This window comes from Sediminimonas sp., assembly GCF_024637375.1.
Lineage (GTDB): Bacteria > Pseudomonadota > Alphaproteobacteria > Rhodobacterales > Rhodobacteraceae > Sediminimonas.
Genome location: NZ_JAGXFK010000032.1, coordinates 38,257 through 58,692 on the forward strand (window position 1 = coordinate 38,257; position 20,436 = coordinate 58,692).

The following is a 20,436-nucleotide window of genomic DNA, read 5'->3' on the forward strand; positions in this document are numbered from 1 at the left end:
TGAGCGCCAGCCATGCGTGGCGGTGCCGGAGGAGTTTGCGATTCAAAGCCGGGGAAAATCAACCCGTCTCGGGCAGTCCCGTGCGGTCAAAGGCGTTGCCCGGTGTCCATCACGAGCGAAACCGGGCCCCGGCGGACCCAGCCGCGCGCGGCGGCTTGCCCCGCGCGCGCCGAGCCTCTAGACCCCTGCGCAGGATCAAGGAAGGACCGGACATGGCCGCGCCACAGACCAGCGACGATACCAAGGACCGCGAGAAATCGCGGCGCATCGGCGCGCTGCGCGAATTGTGGCCGTTCCTGCGCCCCTACCGGGCGCTGATGGTCGCCGCCATTCTCGCGCTCATGCTGACGGCGTCGGTGTCGTTGATCCTGCCGATGGCGGTGCGCCGGGTGATCGACAATTTCGGTACCAGCGATGCCGCCCTTCTGGACAAGTATTTCGCGGCCGCGCTGGCCATCGCGGCGCTGCTGGCGCTGGGCACGGGGCTGCGCTATGCGCTGGTTACGCGACTGGGCGAACGGGTTGTCGCCGATATCCGCAAGGCGGTGTTCGACCGCGTGATCGGCATGAGCCCGGCCTATTTCGAGACCATCATGACCGGCGAGGTGCTCAGCCGGGTGACCACCGACACGACGCTGATCCTGTCGGTGATCGGGTCGTCGATATCGGTCGCGCTGCGCAACGTGCTGCTGCTGGTGGGCGGGCTTGCCTTGATGATGGTGACCTCGGCCAAGCTGACGGGGCTGGTGCTGCTGATCGTGCCGGCGGTCGTGGTGCCGATCCTGGTGCTGGGGCGGCGGCTGCGGGCACTCAGCCGCGAGAACCAGGACTGGATCGCCGCCAGTTCCGGCAGCGCGTCGGAGGCGTTGACCAGCGTGCAGACGGTGCAGGCGTTCACCAACGAGGGCCCGACGCGCGCCGCCTTCGCCGATGTTACCGAGAAAAGCTATGACGTCGCGCGCCGCCGGGTCACCACCCGCGCGGTGATGACGGTGATCGTGATCTTCCTGGTGTTTTCGGGCGTCGTCGGCGTGCTGTGGATCGGTGCCAATGATGTGCGCGCGGATGCGATGAGCGCCGGGGCATTGGTGCAGTTCGTGATCTACGCGGTGCTGGTGGCCGGCGCCGTCGGGGCGTTGTCGGAAATCTGGGGCGAGTTGCAGCGCGCCGCCGGCGCGACCGAGCGCCTGGTCGAGCTGTTGCAGGCCGAAGACGCGGTCACCGACCCCGCCGAGCCGTTGCCGGTGCCCGCGCCGGTGCGCGGGGCCATCACCTTCGAAGGGGTCAGCCTGCATTACCCGTCGCGCCCCGACGACCCGGCGCTGGACGGGGTCGACCTGGACATCGCGCCGGGCGAGACGGTGGCGCTGGTCGGGCCCTCGGGGGCCGGCAAGACCAGCATCGTGCAGCTTATCCTGCGCTTCTATGACCCCACCGAGGGGCGCGTGACGCTGGATGGCGTGGACCTGGCGCGCATGCGGCGGCAGGATTTCCGCGCCCACATGGCGCTGGTGCCGCAGGATCCGGTGATCTTTGCCGCATCGGCGCGCGAGAACATCCGCTTCGGCCGCCCCGATGCCAGCGATGCGCAAGTCGAGGCCGCCGCCCGCGCTGCCGCCGCGCACGAGTTCATCATGGCGCTGCCGCAAGGCTATGACACCCAGGTGGGCGAACGCGGCGCGATGCTGTCGGGCGGGCAGAAGCAGCGCGTCGCCATCGCCCGCGCCATCCTGCGCGATGCGCCGGTGCTGCTGCTGGACGAGGCGACCTCGGCGCTGGATGCCGAAAGCGAGCGTGCGGTACAGGCCGCCGTCGACGATCTGGCACGCACCCGCACCACCATCGTGGTGGCGCACCGGCTGGCGACGGTGAAAAAGGCCGACCGGATCATCGTGATGGATCACGGGCGCATCGTCGCGCAGGGCACGCATGACGCGCTGGTGGCCGAGGACGGGCTTTACGCGCGGCTGGCGCGGTTGCAGTTCACCGACGGGATCGCCGCGCAGTAGCTGCGCGGCCGCCGGACCTTGACGTTGCGCCTTCTGTCGGCGAGCGGGCTTGCGCGGCGCGCCAAAGCCTTTCACACTGCGTGCAGGAAAATGGGCATGGGCGCGGGGAGGCGGGCCATGCCGTCAGGGAGGAGCATCAATGGGCTTTGCATCGGTTCAGGATTCGATCGCCATCGAAAACGAAATACCGTGGGCCGAACGCGACGTGCCGCGCACACTGTATCAAATGCTGACGCAGACACGCGATACCTGCGGCAACACCAACGCGGTATCGTTCCAACTGCTCAGCGGGCCAAAGGACAAGGCCGAGACCCTCAGTTGGACGGAACTGCATGCCCGCACCTGCCAGGCGGCGAATCTGTTTCGCAGCCTCGGCGTGGGCGAGGGCGATGTCGTGGCCTGCATCCTGCCCAACAGCAACGAAACGGTGCTGACCATCCTCGGCGGGGCCATCGCCGGGATCATCAACCCGATCAACCCGCTGCTGGAGCCCGAGCAGATCGCCGCCATCCTGCGCGAGACCAAGGCCAAGGTGGTGGTCACGCTCAAGGCGTTTCCCAAGACGGACGTGGCGCAGAAGGCCGCCGAGGCGGTGCGCCATGCGCCGGGGGTGGACACCGTGCTGGAGGTGGACCTGAACCGCTACCTCACGTTTCCCAAAAACATGATCGTGCCATTGGTGCGCCCGAAAAACCCGGGCAACCACCACGCCGACGTCAAGGATTTCAACCGCGAGATTGCTGCGCAGCCGCGCGAGTTGGCCTTCGACGACGCCACGGGCGACCGGGTGGCGGCCTATTTCCACACCGGCGGCACGACCGGCATGCCAAAGGTGGCGCAACACCGCTATTCGGGGATCATCTATAACGGCTGGCTGGGCGGTACGCTGCTTTATACCCCCGATGACAACGTGATCTGCCCGTTGCCGCTGTTTCACGTCTTCGCCTGCCATGTGATCCTGATGGCCTGCATCAAGTCGGGCGCGCACGTGGTGTTTCCCACCCCGGCAGGATATCGCGGCGAGGGGGTGTTCGACAATTTCTGGAAACTGATCGAACGCTGGAAGATCACTTTCATCATCACCGTGCCGACAGCCGTCAGCGCGCTGATGCAGCGCCCCGTCGATGCGGACGTGTCGAGCGTGAAGACCGCGTTTTCCGGCTCGGCGCCCATGCCGCTGGAACTGTTTCGCCGCTTCGAGAAGGCCAGCGGCGTGACCATCGTCGAAGGCTACGGCCTGACCGAGGCGACCTGCCTGGTCAGCGTCAACCCGGTGGACGGCGAAAAGAAGGTCGGTTCGGTCGGGGTACGGTTTCCCTACACGGATGTGAAGATTTACCGCGAAAAGGACGGCAAGCCGATGGAATGCGAGGTGGACGAGGTGGGCGAGATCTGTGTCTCGAACCCCGGCGTGAACGCGCCGGCCACCTATACGGAGGCCGACAAGAACAAGGAACTCTACTATTACGAGAACTACCTGCGCACCGGCGACCTGGGACGGATCGACGCGGATGGCTACCTGTGGATCACCGGGCGCGCCAAGGACCTTATCATTCGCGGCGGCCATAACATCGACCCGGCCGATATCGAGGATGCGCTGCTGTCGCACCCCGACGTGGCCTTCGCCGGCGCGATCGGTCAGCCCGATGCGCATTCCGGCGAAGTGCCCTGCGCCTATGTCGAGTTGATCGACGGGGGCACGGTGACGGCGGAGGCGTTGATGGAGCACGCGCGCGTGCACGTGCACGAACGCGCCGCGCACCCCAAGCACATCGAGGTGCTGGACGAATTGCCCAAGACCGCGGTCGGCAAGGTGTTCAAGCCCGAGTTGCGCAAGCTGGCGATCCGGCGCGTCTACAACGCCGCCCTGGACGAGGCCGGCGTGAGCGCGCAGGTCTTCGAGGTGGTCGACGACAAGAAGCGGGGGCTGGTGGCGCGCGTTGCCAAGACGGGTGACGCCGACGACGCGGCGGTCGCCGACGCGCTGGCTGCCTTCACCCGGCCATGGGAATGGGCCGAGGGCCAGGGATGAGCGGCGCGCGGGCGGCTCAGACCTTTCCGGGGCCGCCGATTTCGCCCACGGTCAGCACTGGCGAGGCGTCGATCTCCTCGGCGTCGAGCATCCCGGCAAGTCGTTCCAGGACCGCGACCATCATCGCCTGTTCCCAGTCCTCCATCGCCTCGAACTGCTGCACGTAACGCTGTTGCAGCGGGTCGGGGGCGTCATCGACCTTGGCCAGCCCTTCCGAGGTGATCAGCAGGTTTGTCTGGCGCCGGTCGGTTTCCGAGCGCTGCCGCGTCAACAGCCCCTTGCGTTCGAGCTTGTTGATCAGCGCGGTGATGGTTGCCTGGGTCACGCCCATCCTGTCGGACAGCTCCTTGGGCGTTGCGCGGCCCTTCTCGGCCATGATTTGCAAGACCCGCAACTGCACCGCGGTAAGCCCTGCTTCCTTCGCAAGCCTGCGCCCGTAGAGTTCGGTGGCGCGCAGAATGCGGCGAAGTGCGATCAGGCTCTTGTCGGTGAGCTCCATGGGGCCCCTCTCATGGTGGTGCAATGGGAAAGTCATGCCGCCAATCAGGGTTCGATTCAACTTTTTTGAGCCTGATCCCCCCCGTAAACGGCGCGAAAGTCGGAAAAATGTTAGAGATTCGAACGAAAAGCTCTCGGAGGTGATGCGCCACACGAAGTAACTAATCATGAAAATAAGGGGTTATGTGCCGTCGGTGGCAAAAGTGCTTTGCCTATTGAAATGAACTGGGGCGGCGGTTATATTTAGGCAAGCGAAACAACATGAGGGCCGCATCCAATGCGCGACTTTGCCGGAGAACCCAATAGCGACACCATCACGTTCCGTGAACCCACCGGAACGGACGGCGCTGCGGTATGGGAGCTTATCCGTGAGAGCAAGCCGCTCGACGAGAACTCCATGTACTGCAACCTGATCCAGTGCGATCACTTCGCGGACACCTGCGTGGTTGCGGAACTCGATGGCGAAATCGTCGGCTGGATCTCGGCCTATATCAAGCCGACCGACCCCGAGACGGTGTTCGTCTGGCAGGTTGCCGTGTCCGAGAAGGCACGCGGCATGGGCGTCGGCAGCCGGCTGCTGACCGAATTGCTCGACCGCGACGCCTGCCGCGACGTGACCACGCTGCAGACCACGATCACCCGCTCCAACGAAGCGAGCTGGGCGCTCTTCTCGCGCTTTTGCGACCGTGTGGACGGCGAAATGGATCACGAACCGCACTTTACCCGCGATGAGCATTTCGACGGCAACGCGGCGACCGAACACTTGGTCACCATCGACCTTGCGGCCGAGGGCTTCAAGAAGGCGGCCTGATGGGCCCTTTCGCCCCGGCCAGCGCGGCGGGTACGCCGCCGCGCCAACTCTCCCCCCCCAATTTCACAATGACGAGGTAGTCATGACAACCGCCAAGACAGCGGACAAATCCGTTTTCGCGCGCCGCGAGTCCGAGGTGCGCAGCTATTGCCGCAGCTTTGATACCGTGTTCACCACGGCGCAGGGCTCGGAAATGACCGATGAACAGGGCAACCGCTATATCGACTTCCTGGCGGGGTGCTCGTCGCTCAACTACGGGCACAACGACCCTGACATGAAACAGGCGGTGATCGATCACATCATGGCCGATGGCATCGCCCAGGGCCTGGACATGTACACCGACACCAAGGCGCGGTTCCTCGAGACCTTCGAGAACCTGATCCTGCGCCCCCGCGGCATGGACCACAAGGTGATGATGACCGGCCCCACCGGCACCAACGCCGTCGAGGCGGCGATGAAGCTGGCGCGCAAGGTGACGGGGCGCAAGAACATCGTGGCCTTCACCAACGGCTTTCACGGCATGACCCTGGGCGCGCTGGCCGCGACCGGCAATGTCGGAAAGCGCGCCGGCGCCGGCGATGTGACCCTGTCGGATGTCACCCGCATGCCCTACGAGGGCGCGCTAGGCGACGATGTGGACACGCTGGCCGTGATCGAGGCGCTGCTCGACAACCCGTCGAGCGGTATTGACGCGCCGGCGGCCTTCCTGCTGGAGCCCGTGCAGGGCGAGGGCGGGCTGAACGCGGCGTCGAAGGAATGGATGCAGGGCATCGCGCGGATCGCCAAGAAGCACGGCGCACTGCTGATCGTCGACGACATCCAGGCCGGCTGCGGCCGTACCGGCGGCTTCTTCAGCTTCGAGGAATTCGGCATCGAGGCCGACATGATCCCGCTGGCCAAGAGCCTCTCGGGCATGGGTCTGCCGTTTGCGGCGCTGCTGCTCAAGCCCGAGTTGGACATCTGGAAACCCGCCGAACACAACGGCACCTTCCGCGGCAACACCCACGCCTTTGTCAGCGCGCGCGTCGCGTTGGAGAAGTTCTGGGCCGACGACGCCTTCCAGAAGGACGTGGCCCGCAAGGCCGACCTGCTGGAACGCCGCCTTTCGGACATCGCCGGGCACGTCCCCGGCGCACGGCTCAAGGGACGCGGCATGATGCGCGGCATCGACGTGGGCTCGGGCGAGCTGGCCTCGGAAATCTGCGCCATCTGCTTTGGACAGGGGCTGATCATCGAAACATCGGGCGCGCATGACGAGGTGGTCAAGGTGCTGGCACCGCTGACGACGCCGGACGCGCTTTTCGAACGCGGGCTCGACATCCTGGCGGCAGCCGTCGCCAGGGCCGTGGCCCCCAACCCAATCGCAGCGGAGTAAAACCAGACATGATCGTTCGCGACTTCAACGACCTGACCGGAACCGACCGCGTGGTCTCCGATGCACAGTGGACATCCGTTCGCATGCTTCTGGCCGACGACGGGATGGGATTTTCGTTCCACATCACCTTTCTCGAAGCCGGGTCGGAGCACACGTTCCACTACAAGAACCATTTCGAGAGCGTCTATTGCATGCAGGGCAGCGGTTCGATCACCGATCTGGCCACCGGCGAGACGCATCAGATCAAGCCCGGCGTCATGTACGCGCTCGACAAGCACGACAAGCACACGCTGCGCGCCGACGAGGAACTCGTGATGGCCTGCTGCTTCAACCCGCCCGTGACGGGCCACGAGGTGCACCAGGCCGACGGCTCCTACGCCGCGCCGGCGGAAGAGAATGCCTGAAAGCAAAGGAGCGCCGGGGCTCGACGCCCCGGCGAGGAAACAGTTGAATTACACCAATCACACAGTCGAAAAGATCGGCGGCACCTCGATGAGCCGCGTGAACGAGCTGGTCGATACGCTCTTCGTGGGTGACCGCGAACCGTCGCAGATCTACAACCGCATCTTCGTGGTTTCGGCCTTCGCCGGCATCACCAACCTGCTGCTGGAGCACAAGAAGACCGGCAAGCCCGGTGTCTACGCGCTGTTCACCAGCGCCGACGACGACCACGGCTGGATGGATGCGCTGAACCGTGTCGCGCAGGCGATGAGCGAGGCGCACAACCAGGTTCTGGACAGCAACGCCGACCAGCGCGAAGCCGACGATTTCATCCGCGAACGGATCGAGGGCGCGCGCTCGTGCCTGATAGATTTGCAGCGGCTGTGCTCCTACGGGCATTTCCGCCTCAGCCAGCACATGGCGATCATCCGCGAGTTGCTGTCGGGCCTGGGCGAGGCGCATTCGGCCTTCGTCACCACGCTGCTGCTGCGCCGCGCGGGTGTCGAGGCGCGCTTCATCGACCTGTCGGGCTGGCGCGACGAACGCGAGATGGATCTCGACGCGCGCATCCGCGACGGGTTCGACGGCGCCGATCCGGCCCACGAAGTGCTGATCGCCACCGGCTATGCGCAGTGCCGCGAGGGCCTGATGCAGGAATTCGACCGCGGCTATTCCGAGGTGACCTTCAGCCGCATCGCGGCGCTGACCGGCGCCCGCGAAGCGATCATTCACAAGGAATTCCACCTGTCTTCGGCCGACCCCAAGCTGGTGGGCGAGGAGGCCGTGCGCAAGCTGGGGCACACCAATTACGACGTTGCCGACCAACTTTCGAACATGGGGATGGAGGCAATCCACCCCCGCGCCGCCAAGACCTTGCGCCAGGCCAGCGTGCCGTTGCGCGTCACCAACGCGTTCGAACCCCGCGACCCCGGCACCCTGATCGACGAGAACCCCGCCGACACCCCGGCGGCGGAAATCGTGACCGGCCTGGATGTGCACGCGCTTGAGTTGTTCGAGCAGGACATGGTCGGCGTCAAGGGCTACGACGCGCGGATCCTCGAGATTCTGACGCGGCACAACGTGCGCATCGTGTCAAAGACCTCGAACGCCAACACCATCACCCATTTCGTCGAGTCGCCGCTCAAGATCATGCGCCGGGTCGAACGCGACCTCAACGCGGCATACCCTTCTGCCGACGTGACGGTGCGGGCACTGTCGGTGGCCTCGGTCATCGGTCGCGACCTGACAGGCCTGCATGTGCTCAGCCGCGGATTGCGTGCACTCGAGGAACAGGGCATCGAGGCGCTTTCGGCGCAGCAGACGCCGCGCATGGTGGACGTGCAGTTCGTCATGCAGCGCGACGATCTCGATACGGCGATCCGCGCCCTGCACGGGTTGTTCTTCGGCGAAGGCAATGGCGCTGCGCCCGGGGCCGACACCGACACCGACGCGGCGGGTCGCAAGGCGGCCTAACGCCGTTTTCCTTCATCTTTCCCGAAATACTCCCGCCGGAGGCACCCGAGACGGCCGCCATTGGCGGCCGTCGAGACGACATGTGCGCGCGGAACGCGCGCTCCGCCAGGTCAGTCCGGTTTGGCGACGGCTTCCCGTTGCCGGGGGCCCCTACCGGTAAGTGCGCGCGCTCAGCGGCGTCGCCTCTACCTCCCAGAGGATGCGGTCGAGAAACCGTTGCTCGGCGCGGCTGAACCGGGTGACCGGATTCCATACCACCTGAACATCGATCTCGGGCAGCTTGTCATGGGGCGGCAACTGCCACAGCAACCCGTCGCGCAGGTCGCGCTTGACCGCGTGCACGGGCAGCGGCCCCACGCCCAGCCCGGCGATGATCATCCGGCGGACCTCCTCCAGGTGACTCGACGTGCCGATGATCGTGTCGGCCAGCCCCGCCTCGGCACGCATCAGCGTCACGGGTTTGAGCACGTCCTGCAACCGGTCGGTCTCGAAGCTGACCGAGGGCTGGCCGTCCAGATCGTCGAGCGTCAGGTCGGTGCGCCCGAAAAGCGGGTGGTGCGGCCCGCAGAACAGGCCGAAAAACTCGCGATAGAGGCAGCGATATTCCAGCCGCGGGTTTTGGTGCCGCACCAGGCAAACCGCCAGCGAGGCGCTCTTGTCGGCGACACGGCCGATGGCATCGGCGCTCGACAGCACGTCGATACTCAGGTTGGCCTTGGGGTGGGCGGTGTGGAACTCGGCCAGCACCTTGTCGAACAACGGGCAGACCACGTGGCTGGCCATGGCAACCTTGACATGGCCGGTGACCTCGTCGGTGATGTCGCGGATCAGCGTCGAAAGCCGCAGGATCGACCCCTGGATATCCACCGCCTCGCGCTGCAACAGGCGCCCCGCGTCGGTCAGCCGGAAGGTGCCGGGCCGGCGGTCGATCAGCTTCTTGCCGATCCGCTCTTCAAGCCGCTTGAGCGCGGTCGAGACGGTCGGCTGCTTGAGCCGCAGCTTGTGCGCCGCGTCGGTGACCGAGCGCGATTCCGACAGCACGATGAAGGTACGCAGCAGGTTCCAGTCCAGCTCGCGTACCAGGCGTTCGGGGGGAAGGGGTGCAGGCATAGATATCAACTATATTTACAATTCTTATTATCTATTTGATCTATGATGCCCCTGCGGGTCAACCTGCTTCAAACAACACGCGCAATGAACGCGAAAACGGGGAGACGAGATGTCGGTCGAAGCACGCGAGGCGCGACAGCCGTGGATACTGCTGTCACCGGCGCTGACGGCAATATTTCTTTTGCTTTTCGTGCCGCTGCTGTTCATTGTCGTCTACTCGTTCTGGTTGCGCACCTCGACGGGGGCGGATCAGGTCGGGTTCTTCCTCGACAACTGGCGCGAAGCGCTATCGGATGCCTTTTACCGCGACATCCTGCTGTTCACGCTCAAGATCGCGACAATCACCACGCTGGTCTGCGCGGTGATGGGGTACCCGGCCGCTTACGTGATCGCGCGCTCGAAGGGCAACAAGGCGCTGCTTCTTCTGCTGTTGATGCTGCCCTTCTGGATCAGCTACATCATCCGCACGATGAGCTGGATCAACATCCTTGGCGTGTCCGGGGCGCTCAACACCGCGCTTTTGTGGCTGGGCGTGATCAACGAACCGATACAGATGCTCTACAACCAGACCACGGTGATCCTGGGTCTGGTGCATTTCCTGCTGCCGTTCATGATTCTCAACGTTTTCGTCAGCCTCGAAGGGATCGACACCAACCTGGAGGATGCCGCCAACTCGCTGGGTGCGACGCGGATGCAGGCGTTCTGGCAGGTGACATTGCCGTTGTCGCTGCCCGGGCTCGCGGCCGGGGGGCTTTTGTGCTTCGTGCTGGGCGCGGGCACCTACATCACGCCGCTGGTTCTGGGCGGGCCGGGCGATGCGATGTTCGCCAACCTGGTGTTCGAGGCGATCATCACCCAGCTCAACTGGCCGCTGGGATCGGCGCTGTCGCTGATGCTGCTGGCGGTGCTGGGGGCGCTGGTTCTGATCTACAACCGCTACCTCGGGATGGCGCAACTGATGAAGGGGCTTGGTTGAAATGGGGGGCACCATGGGATGGCATCTGCTGCGCGGCTGGACGGTTCTGGTCTACCTGTTCATGTTCCTGCCCGTCGCGGTGGTGGTTCTGCTGAGCTTCAACGCGTCGCAGTTCGGCGCCTTTCCGATGACCGGCTTTTCCTTCCGCTGGTTCGTGGAACTGGCCCAGAACGAAGCCATTTTGCGCGCCTTCCGCACCTCGGTTACGCTTGGGGTGATGACGGCGGCGATCTCGACGACGCTGGGGGTGCTGGCGAGCCTCGCGATGGTGCGCTACCGGGTGCCGGGGTCCAACTACATCTCGACGCTGCTGATCGCGCCGATCCTGGTGCCCGAGGTGGTGCTGGCGGTGGCGCTGCTGCTGTTCCTGAATTTCCTCGGCATCAACAAGAGCTTCACGCTGCTGCTGTTCGGCCATGTGATCTTCACGCTGCCCTTCGTGATCCTGGTGGTGCAGGCGCGGCTGATCAGCATCAAGCGCGATATCGAGGAGGCCGCGATGAGCCTCGGCGCCAGCCCGCGGCAGACCTTTTTCCAGATCACCCTGCCGCTGATGCTGCCGGCGGTCCTGGCGGGCGCGTTGTTCGCCTTAACCATCAGCTTCGACGACATTACCGGCACGTTGTTCTGGAAACCCGGCGGTGTCGAAACCGTGCCGACGCAGATCTTCGCGATGCTGCGCAACTCGATCTCGCCCGAGATAAACGCGCTGGGCACGGTGATGATCGTGCTGACCGTGGGCCTGCCCTTGCTGGGGCTGGCAATCGCGCGAACCCTTTCCCAAAAGCGCGGCATCTAGAACCGCGCCCTTTTCAATCCGATCAACAAGGAGACCACGATGACCAAAAAAATCGACAATACCACCCGCTACGAGCGCCTGCGCGAGCGTTACATGAACGGCGATCTCGACCGGCGCAGCTTTCTCGGGCTGATCGGCGCCGCGGGGCTGGCCTATGGCGTGCAGACGCCCTTTGCCAAGTATGCCAACGCGGCCACCGTAAGCCAGGTTCGTTTCGACGGCTGGGGCGGCGTCGTCAGCGAGGCGCTGCGCGAGAACGCCTTCGACCCATTCGAGGCCGAGACCGGCATCAAGGTGGTTGACGGCACCTTCGGCGGCGCCGACGAATACATCAGCCGCGTCAAGGCCAGCCAGGAGGGCGAATACAACATCGCTCACCTGTCGGGCGTGTTCGACTACGCGCGCTATCACAACCTCGGCCTGAGCACCGAACTCAACGAGGACAACATCCCCAACCTGGAATACGTCATTCCCAAGCTGATCGACGTGTTCCGCGCGGTTACCGACGGCAAGCTCAGCTGCGTGCCTTACGACTACGGCACCACCGGGTTGGCCTACAACCGCAAGTATATCTCGGATGAGGAGATGCAGGAAAAGGGTGCCAACATCCTTCTCGACCCGGCTCGCAAGGGCAAGATCGCCGGCTGGTCCGACTGGCGCACGCGGATGTGGTATGCCGCGTTGCAAACCGGGCAGAACCCCAACGACGTCACCGACGAGGAAGCTTGCTGGGACGCCGTCCGCGCCCATCGCGACCTGTTGCTGAAGTACTGGGGCTCGGGCGCCGAGTTGATGAGCCTGCTGGCCGAGGAAGAGATCCACGTCACCGAGGGCTGGTCGGGCCGCATCTATGCGCTGCAGGAGCAGGGCCACGACATCGGCTACATGGACCCGCCCAACGGCTTCGGCTGGCAGGAATGCATGTTCGTGCTCAAGGGCAGCCCGATGGAGGCCTGCGAGGAGTTGCTCAACTTCATGCTGGCGCCCGAGACCGCCATCGCGGTGGCCGAGGGGCAGAACTACCCGCCGGCGCTGGACCCCACCAAGGTGGACCTGGGCGACAAGATCCCGACACTGCCCGCGTTCGACCCCACCGGCAAACTGGACGGCCTGACCTTCGCCGACCCGGAATACTGGAACGGCCACGAGCAGGCATGGTCGAAGGAATTCGGCCGGGTGCAGAAAGGCTACTGAGACTGACAGGCCCCGCGCCCGGTCCGGGCGCGGGGATCATCCGAGCGCAAGGGGGACCGCCAGTTGAGTTCCGTTCACCTGAACAACATCGTGAAACGTTTCGGCGCCGTGACGGCGGTGCACAGCACCTCGCTGGAAATCCCGGAGGGCGCGTTCGTCACGCTTCTGGGGCCATCGGGTTGTGGCAAGACCACCAACCTGCGCATGATCGCAGGGCTGCTGGACCCGACCGAGGGCGAGATCCTGATCGGCGGCAAGCGCGTCAACGACGTGCCCATCCACAAGCGCAACCTCGGGCTGGTGTTTCAGAACTACGCGCTGTTTCCGCACAAGACGGTGGCCGACAACGTGGCCTTCGGCTTGAAGTATCGCGACGTTCCCAGCGACGACATCGCCACCAAGGTGCAGGATGCGCTGGAGCTGGTGCAACTGCCGGACGTGGGTGACCGCTATCCCAAGGAGCTGTCGGGCGGCCAGCAACAGCGCATCGCGCTGGCGCGCGCCATCGTGATCGAACCCGACGTGCTGTTGCTCGACGAGCCGCTCTCGGCGCTCGACGCCAACCTGCGCGAGGACATGCGCGTCGAACTCAAGCGCATCCAGGAGCGCATCGGCGTGACCACCGTGTTCGTCACCCATGACCAGTCCGAGGCCCTGGCGATGTCGGATCAGATCGTGGTGATGTCCGATGGCCGGGTCGAGCAGGTCGGCGCGCCCGAAGAGGTCTACAACACGCCCGCATCCGAATTCGTGGCCAATTTCCTGGGCGCGTCGAACATCCTTGCCGCCCGCTGCACGCGCCGCGGACCCGAGGGCGTCGATATCGAGGCGCCCACGTTCGGCAAGCTGACGGTGCCGGCGGAGAAGGCGCCGAACCTTGGTTCGGAAGGGCCGGCCAAGCTGGTGATCCGGGCCGAAAAGCTGCTGGTTTCGCGTGATGAGGCGCCCGAAGGTGTGCTGTCGGTGCCCGCCACCATAGAGGCGGTCGATTACCAGGGCCAGGCGGTGCGCTATTTCGTGCGCGCCGACGATACGCAATTGCAGGCCATCAACATGATCGACCAGCACCCGTTCGCAACGGGTGACGCGATCAACCTGCACCTGCGCCCCATCGACTGCGCCGCGTTGCCCGGGGACTGACCCGGAGATCGCAATCTCAGCCCGCCTTGTCGGCGCTGCGTTCTAACACGCACCAGGCAAAGGGCTGTGCCACGCCGCCGGGTGTCTGGTGCACCTCGCGGAACGTGCGCAGCAGGCGGAATTCGGCACCCAGTTGGGCCGAAAGCCCGGCCGCGTCGTATCTGCGGACCGGCAAGCCGCTGCATTTCTCGGGGCCGTCGGGGGCGAAGGTCGCCAATATCGCCAGCCCGCCAGGCCGCAGCGCCTGGTTCAGCGCGCCAAGATAGGCTGTCCGCTGGTCGGGCTCGGTGAGAAATTGGAACACCGCCCGATCGTGCCAGACATCATAGGCCCGGTCGGGGTGCCATTCGGTCAGGTCCGCCACGATCCAGCGCACGCGGTCGGCCCGGTTGCCCAGCCGCGCCTTCGCATGGGCAAGCGCGGGTTCCGAGATGTCCAGAACGGTCAGATCGTCCCAGCCGCGCGACACAAGCACATCGACGAGGCGCGAAGCGCCGCCGCCCACGTCGATCAGTGCACGGTGATCGGGCCCGCAGGCCCCAAGCGCGTCGAGCGAGGGCCGCGGGTCGTCCTGGAACCAACTGACGCTGTCGGGCGCCTTGCTGCGATAGACATCATCCCAATGTGATTTGCGCGGCGTGATGGCGGGCCTCCTTGCGCACTAGCCAAGCACCTGCCGCAGGCTCTTGTCCAGTTTTTCGACGATCTCGTCGATATGAGTATCCTCCAGGATGAACGGGGGCGCCAGCAGGATATGATCGCCTTGCTGACCGTCGATGGTGCCGCCCATGGGATAGCAGATCAACCCGTTCTCGAAGGTGGCCCTTTTCAACGCCTTGTGCACCGCGCGTTCGGGTGCGAAGGGCGCTTTCGTGGCGCGGTCCTCGACCAGTTCGATGCCGCGAAACAAACCGCGTCCGCGGATGTCGCCCACATGCGGGTGCTGACCGAATGCGGCGCGCAGGGCCGAATCCAGCCGCTCGCCCATCGGCGTGACGCGCGCCAGAAGCCCGTCGTCGGTCAGCCGCGAGAGCACCGCGCCGGCGGCCGCGGCCGCGGTGGGGTGGCCGATATAGGTGTGCCCGTGCTGGAAAAAGCCCGATCCGCCCTCGATGGCGGCATAGATCGCGCCCGAGCACAGCATCGCGCCGACCGGCTGATATCCGGCGCCCAGGCCCTTGGCCACGGTCACGATGTCGGGGCTTATGCCGTCCTGCTCGCAGGCGAAGAGGGTGCCGGTACGCCCCATGCCGCACATGACCTCGTCGAGGATCAGCAGCACGCCGTGGCGGTCGCAGATTTCGCGCACCCTCTTGAAGTAACCCTCGACCGGGGGCACCGCCCCGGCGGTGGCGCCGACCACCGGCTCAGCCACGAAGGCCATCACCGTTTCGGGGCCGAGGCGTTCGATCTCGGCCTCCAGCTCGCCGGCGACGCGCTGGCCGTAGTCCCATTCGGTTTCGCCGTCGGCTTGCCCGCGATAGGCGTAGCACGGTGCGATATGGGTGGTTTCGATCATCATCGGTGCGAACGGGGTGCGGCGCCACATGTTGCCCCCGGTGGCCAGCGCACCCAGGGTATTGCCATGATAGCTCTGCCGGCGCGCGATGATCCGGTGGCGCTGCGGCTCGCCGATTTCCAGGAAATACTGCCGTGCCAGCTTGAGCGCGGCCTCCACCGCTTCGGACCCGCCCGAGACGAGGTAGACGCGCTCGATTCCTGCGGGCGCGCGCGCGATCAGCGCATCGGCCAGCGATTCGGCCGACTCGGAGGTGAAAAAGCCGGTATGGGCGAAGGCGACCTTGTCGAGTTGCGCCTTGATCGCGGCGGTAACCGCCTTGTCCGAATGCCCCAGGCACGACACCGCCGCCCCTCCCGACGCGTCGAGGTAACGTTTGCCGGCGGTGTCGTGAAGGTAGACGCCATCGCCATGGGAAACCGTGGGCTGGGCGGATTTGGTATGGCGGGGAAAGATGTGGGACATGTGGTATCGGGTCTCCGGACCTTGGCAAAAGTTGCGGGAATAGTGAAACATCTGTTTCAAATGTTGACAAGTGATAAAACGGATGGAACGATAAACCATGCCGAAACCCGAGACCGGAGCGCCGATGCAGGAGTCGACGACGATCAAGGACAGGATCGCCGAAGGATATGACGACCTCAGCGACCGGCTGAGGGCCGCCGCGGATTTCGTGGCCGACCATCCCGTCGATGTGGCGACGCGGTCGCTGCGTTCGGTTTCGGCGGCGTCCGGCCTGGCACCGGCGACATTCTCGCGGCTGGCGCGGGCGCTGGGGTTCAACGATTACGAGGCGATGCGCGAACTCAGCCGAAATGCGGTGGGGCAGCGCTACGAGAGCTTTTCTCAACGCGCGCAACGGCTGCGCGACGAGGCGGGGCAGGGTGCGCGCGGCCCCCTTCTGACACGGCAGGCGGTGGCCTGCATCGCCAATATCGACAGCATGAACCAGACCATCGACCCCGAGCGGCTGGAGGCCGCGGTCGAGGCATTGCACCATGCGCGCCGGGTGATCCTGTTCGGGGCGTGCGGGTCTGCCGGGCTGATCGACTACATGGCCTACATGGGGCGCTATTTTACCCCCGGCTGGCAGGTCGCGGGGCGCGGTGGCGCGGCGCTGGGCGCCACGATGTCGGATCTGGGTGTGCGCGATGCGGTGCTGGTCATCACCAAGCCGCCGTTCGCGCGCCGCGCGATCCTGGCCGCCGAGATGGCGGCCGAGCAGGGCGCGGCGGTGATCGTGCTGAGCGACACCCACACCTGCCCGGCGCTGAAACATGCCACCGCCGGATTCATTCTGCCCTCGGACAGCCCGCAATTCTTTTCGTCCTACGCGGCAACGCTGGTGCTGGTGGAAACCATCATCGGCATGCTCGTGGCCCGTGCCGGCCCCGATGCGATGGAGCGCATCGCCGAGGTCGAGGCACGCAATCACCGGCTGGAGGAATACTGGCGCGCGTGAAAACCGACAAGACCACTTCATCAACCAAAGGGAGACAGACCATGTTCAACAAATTGAAATTCACCGCGGCGGCGCTGGCGCTTGGGGCGCTCGTGGCGCCGGCGGCGTCGGCCGAGGAGTTCATCACCATCGGCACCGGCGGCGTGACCGGCGTCTACTATCCGACCGGTGGCGCGATCTGCCGGCTGGTCAACAAGGGCCGCAAGGAGCATGGCATTCGCTGCTCGGTCGAATCCACCGGCGGGTCGGTCTACAACATCAAGACCATCCGCGCCGGCGAACTGGAATTCGGCGTGGCGCAATCGGACTGGCAGTACCATGCCTATAACGGATCCGCCCGGTTCGAGGAGGACGGCCCGTTCGAAGGCCTGCGCGCGGTGTTCTCGGTCCATCCCGAGCCTTTCACCGTGGTGGCGCGCGCCGATTCCGGGATCGAGGATTTCGAAGATCTCAAGGGCAAGCGCGTCAACATCGGCAACCCCGGTTCGGGCCAGCGCGGCACGATGGAGGTGCTGATGGACGCCATGGGCTGGACCACCGACGATTTCGAACTGGCGACCGAGCTGAAATCGGCCGAGCAGAGCCAGGCGCTGTGCGACAACCAGATCGACGCGATGGTGTTCACCGTGGGTCACCCCTCGGGCTCGATCCAGGAGGCGACGACCGCCTGTGACAGCGTGCTGGTCAACGTGACCGGCGACGCGGTCGAAAAGCTGATCGACGAGAACAGCTATTACCGCAAGGCGACGGTTCCGGGCGGCATGTATCGCGGCAACGCCGACGATACCACCACCTTCGGTGTCGGCGCGACCTTCGTGACCTCGACCGACGTGTCGGAAAAGGCGGTATACACGGTCGTGAAATCGGTCTTCGAGAATTTTGACGACTTCAAGGGCCTGCACCCGGCCTTCGGGGTTCTCAAGGCCGAAGAGATGATCAAGGACGGCCTGTCCGCGCCGCTGCATGATGGCGCCGCGAAATACTATCGCGAAAAGGGCTGGATGGAGTAATCTGCACCGGCCGGGCACCCCGCAACCCGCGAGGTGCCCATTTTCGGATAACGCGCGGGCCGCGCGCGACGGTTCGCGGCCCGCGTCAACAAACCACTCTGGCAGGCGGACAACCGTCGCGGTGAATCACCACGCGGCCGGTAACGGGGAAGGGTGCGGATGTCGAAACGGGATGAAAGGGGCGCGGCGCTTTCCGAAGACGAGCTTCAGGAACTGGTCGCCGCCAGCGATGCCGGGGTGCGCAGCCCGGTCGGATCGATGGGGTTGCTGCTGGCAGCGGTGGCGCTGGTTTGGTCGCTGTTCCAGGTGCTGCTGGCTTCGCCGCTGTCCAATTACGTGCTGCCCGGCTCGGTGGTCAACAATTCGCGTCAGATTCACCTCGCCTTTGCGCTCTTGCTGGCCTTTACCGCCTATCCCGCCTTCGCGTCCAGCCCGCGGCGATACATCCCGCTTCTGGACTGGGTTTTTGCCATATCGGGCGCACTGATCGCGCTTTACGGCTATTTCTTCTACGAAAAGATCGTGCAGGCGGGCGGCCTGGCCGATGACGTGGACAAGTGGTTTGCACTGGCGGGCCTCTTGCTGCTGTTCGAAGCCGCGCGCCGCGCGCTTGGCCCGGCGCTGGCGATCATCGCCATCATCTTTCTGGGCTATGTCTTTTTCGGGGCATCGGAATGGGTGCCCGACGTGATCCGCTGGAAGGGTGCGTCGTTGCAAAAGGCGATGAGCCACATGTGGATCACCTCGGAGGGCGTATTCGGGATCGCCCTTGGCGTGTCCACCAAGTTCGTGTTCCTGTTCGTGCTGTTCGGCGCGCTTTTGGACAAGGCGGGCGCCGGAAATTACTTCATCAAGATGGCGTTCGGCGCGCTGGGGCACCTGCGCGGCGGGCCGGCCAAGGCGGCGGTCGTGGGTTCGGCCGCCACCGGCCTGATCTCGGGGTCGTCGATCGCCAACGTCGTCACCACGGGCACATTCACCATACCGCTGATGAAACGGGTGGGCTTTAGCAGTGAAAAGGCCGGCGCGGTCGAGGTGGCCAGTTCCGTCAACGGGCAGATCATGCCGCCGGTGATGGGGGCTGCCGCCTTCCTGATGGTGGAATACGTGGGCATCTCGTATGTCGAGGTGATCACGCATGCCTTCCTGCCGGCGGCGATCAGCTATATCGCGCTGGTCTACATCGTCCACCTCGAAGCGGTGAAGAACAACATGCCCACGCTGGGCGACCGGGCGGTCAGCCTGGGACGCACCGTGGGCGGCATGTTCGGCTTTTTCGCCGGCTTCGCGGCGCTGTGTTACCTGGTGCAATACCCGGTGGGATGGGTCGTGGCGCTGGTGCCAGAGGGCGCGGGCTGGGTCCTGGCGGTGCTGGTGGCAGTGGCTTATGTCGCGCTTCTGGCGCTGGCCGCGCAGGCCCCCGACCTTGAACCCGATGACCCCAATTCCGAGGACCTGCGCCTGCCCGTGGTGTCCGAGATATACAAGACCGGGCTCTATTTCCTGCTGCCGATCATCGTGCTGGTCTATTTCCTGATGATCGAGCGCAAGTCGCCGGGCCTGTCGGCCTTCTGGGCGACGATGCTGATGGTGTTCATCCTGCTCACGCAGCGCCCCATCAAGGCGGTGTTCCGCGGTCAAAGCGCGCTGGCCAATGCCGCCGTGGAGGGCATCAAGGATCTGGTTGCAGGGCTGATAGCGGGGGCGCGCAACATGATCGGCATCGGCCTGGCCACGGCCACCGCCGGCGTGATCGTCGGCACCGTCACACTGACCGGCGTGGGGCAGGTGATGGCCAGCCTCGTCGAGTTCCTGTCCGGCGGCAACCTGTTGCTGATGCTGCTTTTTGTCGGGATTCTCAGCCTCATCCTGGGTATGGGGCTGCCGACCACGGCCAACTATATCGTGGTCAGTTCGCTGATGGCGGGTGTGGTCGTGGAACTGGGCGCGCAATCGGGGCTGGTCGTGCCGCTGATCGCGGTACACCTGTTCGTGTTCTATTTCGGCATCATGGCGGACGTGACCCCGCCGGTGGGGCTGGCCAGTTTCGCCGCCGCGGCGGTATCGGGCGGCGATGCCATCCGCACCGGCTTTACCGCCTTTTTCTACAGCCTTCGCACCGTGGCGTTGCCGTTCGTGTTCATCTTCAACACCGATCTGCTGCTGATCGACGTGACGCTGGTGCAGGGGATCACGGTGTTCGTTGTCGCCTCGATCGCCATACTGGTCTTTACCGCGGCGACGATGGGCTGGTTCCTGACCCGTAACCGCATCCATGAAACCGTGGCGCTGCTTCTGATCGCCTTCGTGCTGTTCCGGCCCGACTACGTGATGGATCGGATCGCGCCGCCGTTCCAACAGGTGCCGCCCGCCCAACTGGTGCAGACGCTCGATACGATGGAAGTGGGCGACGAGCTGCGCGTGGTGGTCTCGGGGCCCGATTTCGATACCTTCGAGCCCAAGGACGTCTCGCTGGTGCTCAACGTCGAATCCGACGCGCCGGGGGAGGCGCGCGCCGAGCGCATGGGTTTCATCCTGATGCCCGAGGACGGCGTGATGAAGCTTGACCAGCCGATGTTCGGCACCC

17 protein-coding genes are annotated in these 20,436 nt (G+C 65.0%); 13 read left to right on the plus strand and 4 right to left on the minus strand.

Translation table 11 applies throughout. The features are described from left to right. Positions 1–212 precede the first annotated feature (212 nt). On the plus strand, positions 213–2,009 hold the full coding sequence (locus Q0L89_RS04470; protein WP_296762883.1) for an ABC transporter transmembrane domain-containing protein: 1,797 nt from the start codon (positions 213–215) through the stop codon (positions 2,007–2,009). Between the two features lie 139 nt (positions 2,010–2,148). Continuing rightward, complete coding sequence (locus Q0L89_RS04475) at positions 2,149–4,041, plus strand: acyl-CoA synthetase (protein ID WP_296762885.1); 1,893 nt, start codon at positions 2,149–2,151, stop codon at positions 4,039–4,041. A 16-nt stretch (positions 4,042–4,057) separates the two neighbouring features. Here Q0L89_RS04475 and Q0L89_RS04480 read toward each other — a convergent pair whose 3' ends face one another. After that, entirely contained in the window at positions 4,058–4,540 is a 483-nt protein-coding gene (locus Q0L89_RS04480; RefSeq protein ID WP_296762886.1) for a MarR family transcriptional regulator, read from the minus strand. Positions 4,541–4,816: 276 nt separating this feature from the next. Here Q0L89_RS04480 and ectA point away from each other — a divergent pair, with 276 nt between their 5' ends. The 4 genes from ectA to Q0L89_RS04500 all read left to right on the plus strand — a co-directional run bounded on the left by ectA (position 4,817) and on the right by Q0L89_RS04500 (position 8,639). Then, complete coding sequence (ectA, locus tag Q0L89_RS04485; protein WP_296762887.1) at positions 4,817–5,350, plus strand: diaminobutyrate acetyltransferase; 534 nt, start codon at positions 4,817–4,819, stop codon at positions 5,348–5,350. An 82-nt stretch (positions 5,351–5,432) separates the two neighbouring features. Next, positions 5,433–6,725, plus strand: a complete 1,293-nt coding sequence (gene ectB / locus Q0L89_RS04490; protein WP_296762888.1) for a diaminobutyrate--2-oxoglutarate transaminase — start codon at positions 5,433–5,435, stop codon at positions 6,723–6,725. A gap of 8 nt (positions 6,726–6,733) precedes the next feature. Then, complete coding sequence (locus Q0L89_RS04495) at positions 6,734–7,129, plus strand: ectoine synthase (RefSeq protein WP_296762889.1); 396 nt, start codon at positions 6,734–6,736, stop codon at positions 7,127–7,129. After that, complete coding sequence (locus Q0L89_RS04500; protein ID WP_296762891.1) at positions 7,122–8,639, plus strand: aspartate kinase; 1,518 nt, start codon at positions 7,122–7,124, stop codon at positions 8,637–8,639. Before Q0L89_RS04495 ends, Q0L89_RS04500 begins: the two co-directional genes overlap by 8 nt. Positions 8,640–8,789: 150 nt before the next feature. On the opposite strand, the gene Q0L89_RS04505 is transcribed toward Q0L89_RS04500, so the two are convergent. Beyond that, positions 8,790–9,749 carry a LysR family transcriptional regulator gene (locus Q0L89_RS04505; RefSeq protein ID WP_296762892.1) on the minus strand — a complete coding sequence of 320 codons (960 nt, stop codon included), beginning with the start codon at positions 9,747–9,749 and terminating at the stop codon, positions 8,790–8,792. Positions 9,750–9,858: 109 nt separating this feature from the next. On the opposite strand from Q0L89_RS04505, the gene Q0L89_RS04510 reads away from it, so the two are divergent. The 4 genes from Q0L89_RS04510 to Q0L89_RS04525 all read left to right on the plus strand — a co-directional run bounded on the left by Q0L89_RS04510 (position 9,859) and on the right by Q0L89_RS04525 (position 13,858). Then, complete coding sequence (locus Q0L89_RS04510; protein WP_296762893.1) at positions 9,859–10,725, plus strand: ABC transporter permease; 867 nt, start codon at positions 9,859–9,861, stop codon at positions 10,723–10,725. A gap of 13 nt (positions 10,726–10,738) precedes the next feature. Continuing rightward, positions 10,739–11,524, plus strand: coding sequence for an ABC transporter permease (locus Q0L89_RS04515; RefSeq protein WP_296762894.1), 786 nt, complete (start codon positions 10,739–10,741; stop codon positions 11,522–11,524). A gap of 39 nt (positions 11,525–11,563) precedes the next feature. Then, a complete protein-coding gene (locus Q0L89_RS04520) occupies positions 11,564–12,718 on the plus strand; it encodes an extracellular solute-binding protein (RefSeq protein WP_296762896.1) in 1,155 nt (384 codons plus the stop codon). Between the two features lie 63 nt (positions 12,719–12,781). Then, entirely contained in the window at positions 12,782–13,858 is a 1,077-nt protein-coding gene (locus tag Q0L89_RS04525; protein WP_296762898.1) for an ABC transporter ATP-binding protein, read from the plus strand. Between the two features lie 16 nt (positions 13,859–13,874). Here the strand turns inward: Q0L89_RS04525 and Q0L89_RS04530 are convergent, their stop codons facing one another. Beyond that, positions 13,875–14,501 (minus strand): class I SAM-dependent methyltransferase, encoded by a 627-nt coding sequence (locus tag Q0L89_RS04530; RefSeq protein WP_366937892.1) that lies wholly within the window; start codon positions 14,499–14,501, stop codon positions 13,875–13,877. Positions 14,502–14,519: 18 nt separating this feature from the next. Then, entirely contained in the window at positions 14,520–15,842 is a 1,323-nt protein-coding gene (locus tag Q0L89_RS04535) for an aspartate aminotransferase family protein (protein ID WP_296762900.1), read from the minus strand. A gap of 97 nt (positions 15,843–15,939) precedes the next feature. On the opposite strand from Q0L89_RS04535, the gene Q0L89_RS04540 reads away from it, so the two are divergent. From Q0L89_RS04540 to Q0L89_RS04550, 3 genes are all read left to right on the plus strand, one after another. Then, positions 15,940–16,839: a MurR/RpiR family transcriptional regulator gene (locus Q0L89_RS04540; protein WP_296762902.1), complete on the plus strand. Its 900-nt coding sequence runs from the start codon at positions 15,940–15,942 to the stop codon at positions 16,837–16,839. 41 nt (positions 16,840–16,880) lie between these two features. Next, positions 16,881–17,849 (plus strand): TAXI family TRAP transporter solute-binding subunit, encoded by a 969-nt coding sequence (locus tag Q0L89_RS04545; RefSeq protein ID WP_296762904.1) that lies wholly within the window; start codon positions 16,881–16,883, stop codon positions 17,847–17,849. A gap of 159 nt (positions 17,850–18,008) precedes the next feature. Continuing rightward, the coding region (locus tag Q0L89_RS04550; RefSeq protein ID WP_296762905.1) for a TRAP transporter permease at positions 18,009–20,436 on the plus strand (2,428 nt) is incomplete at its 3' end.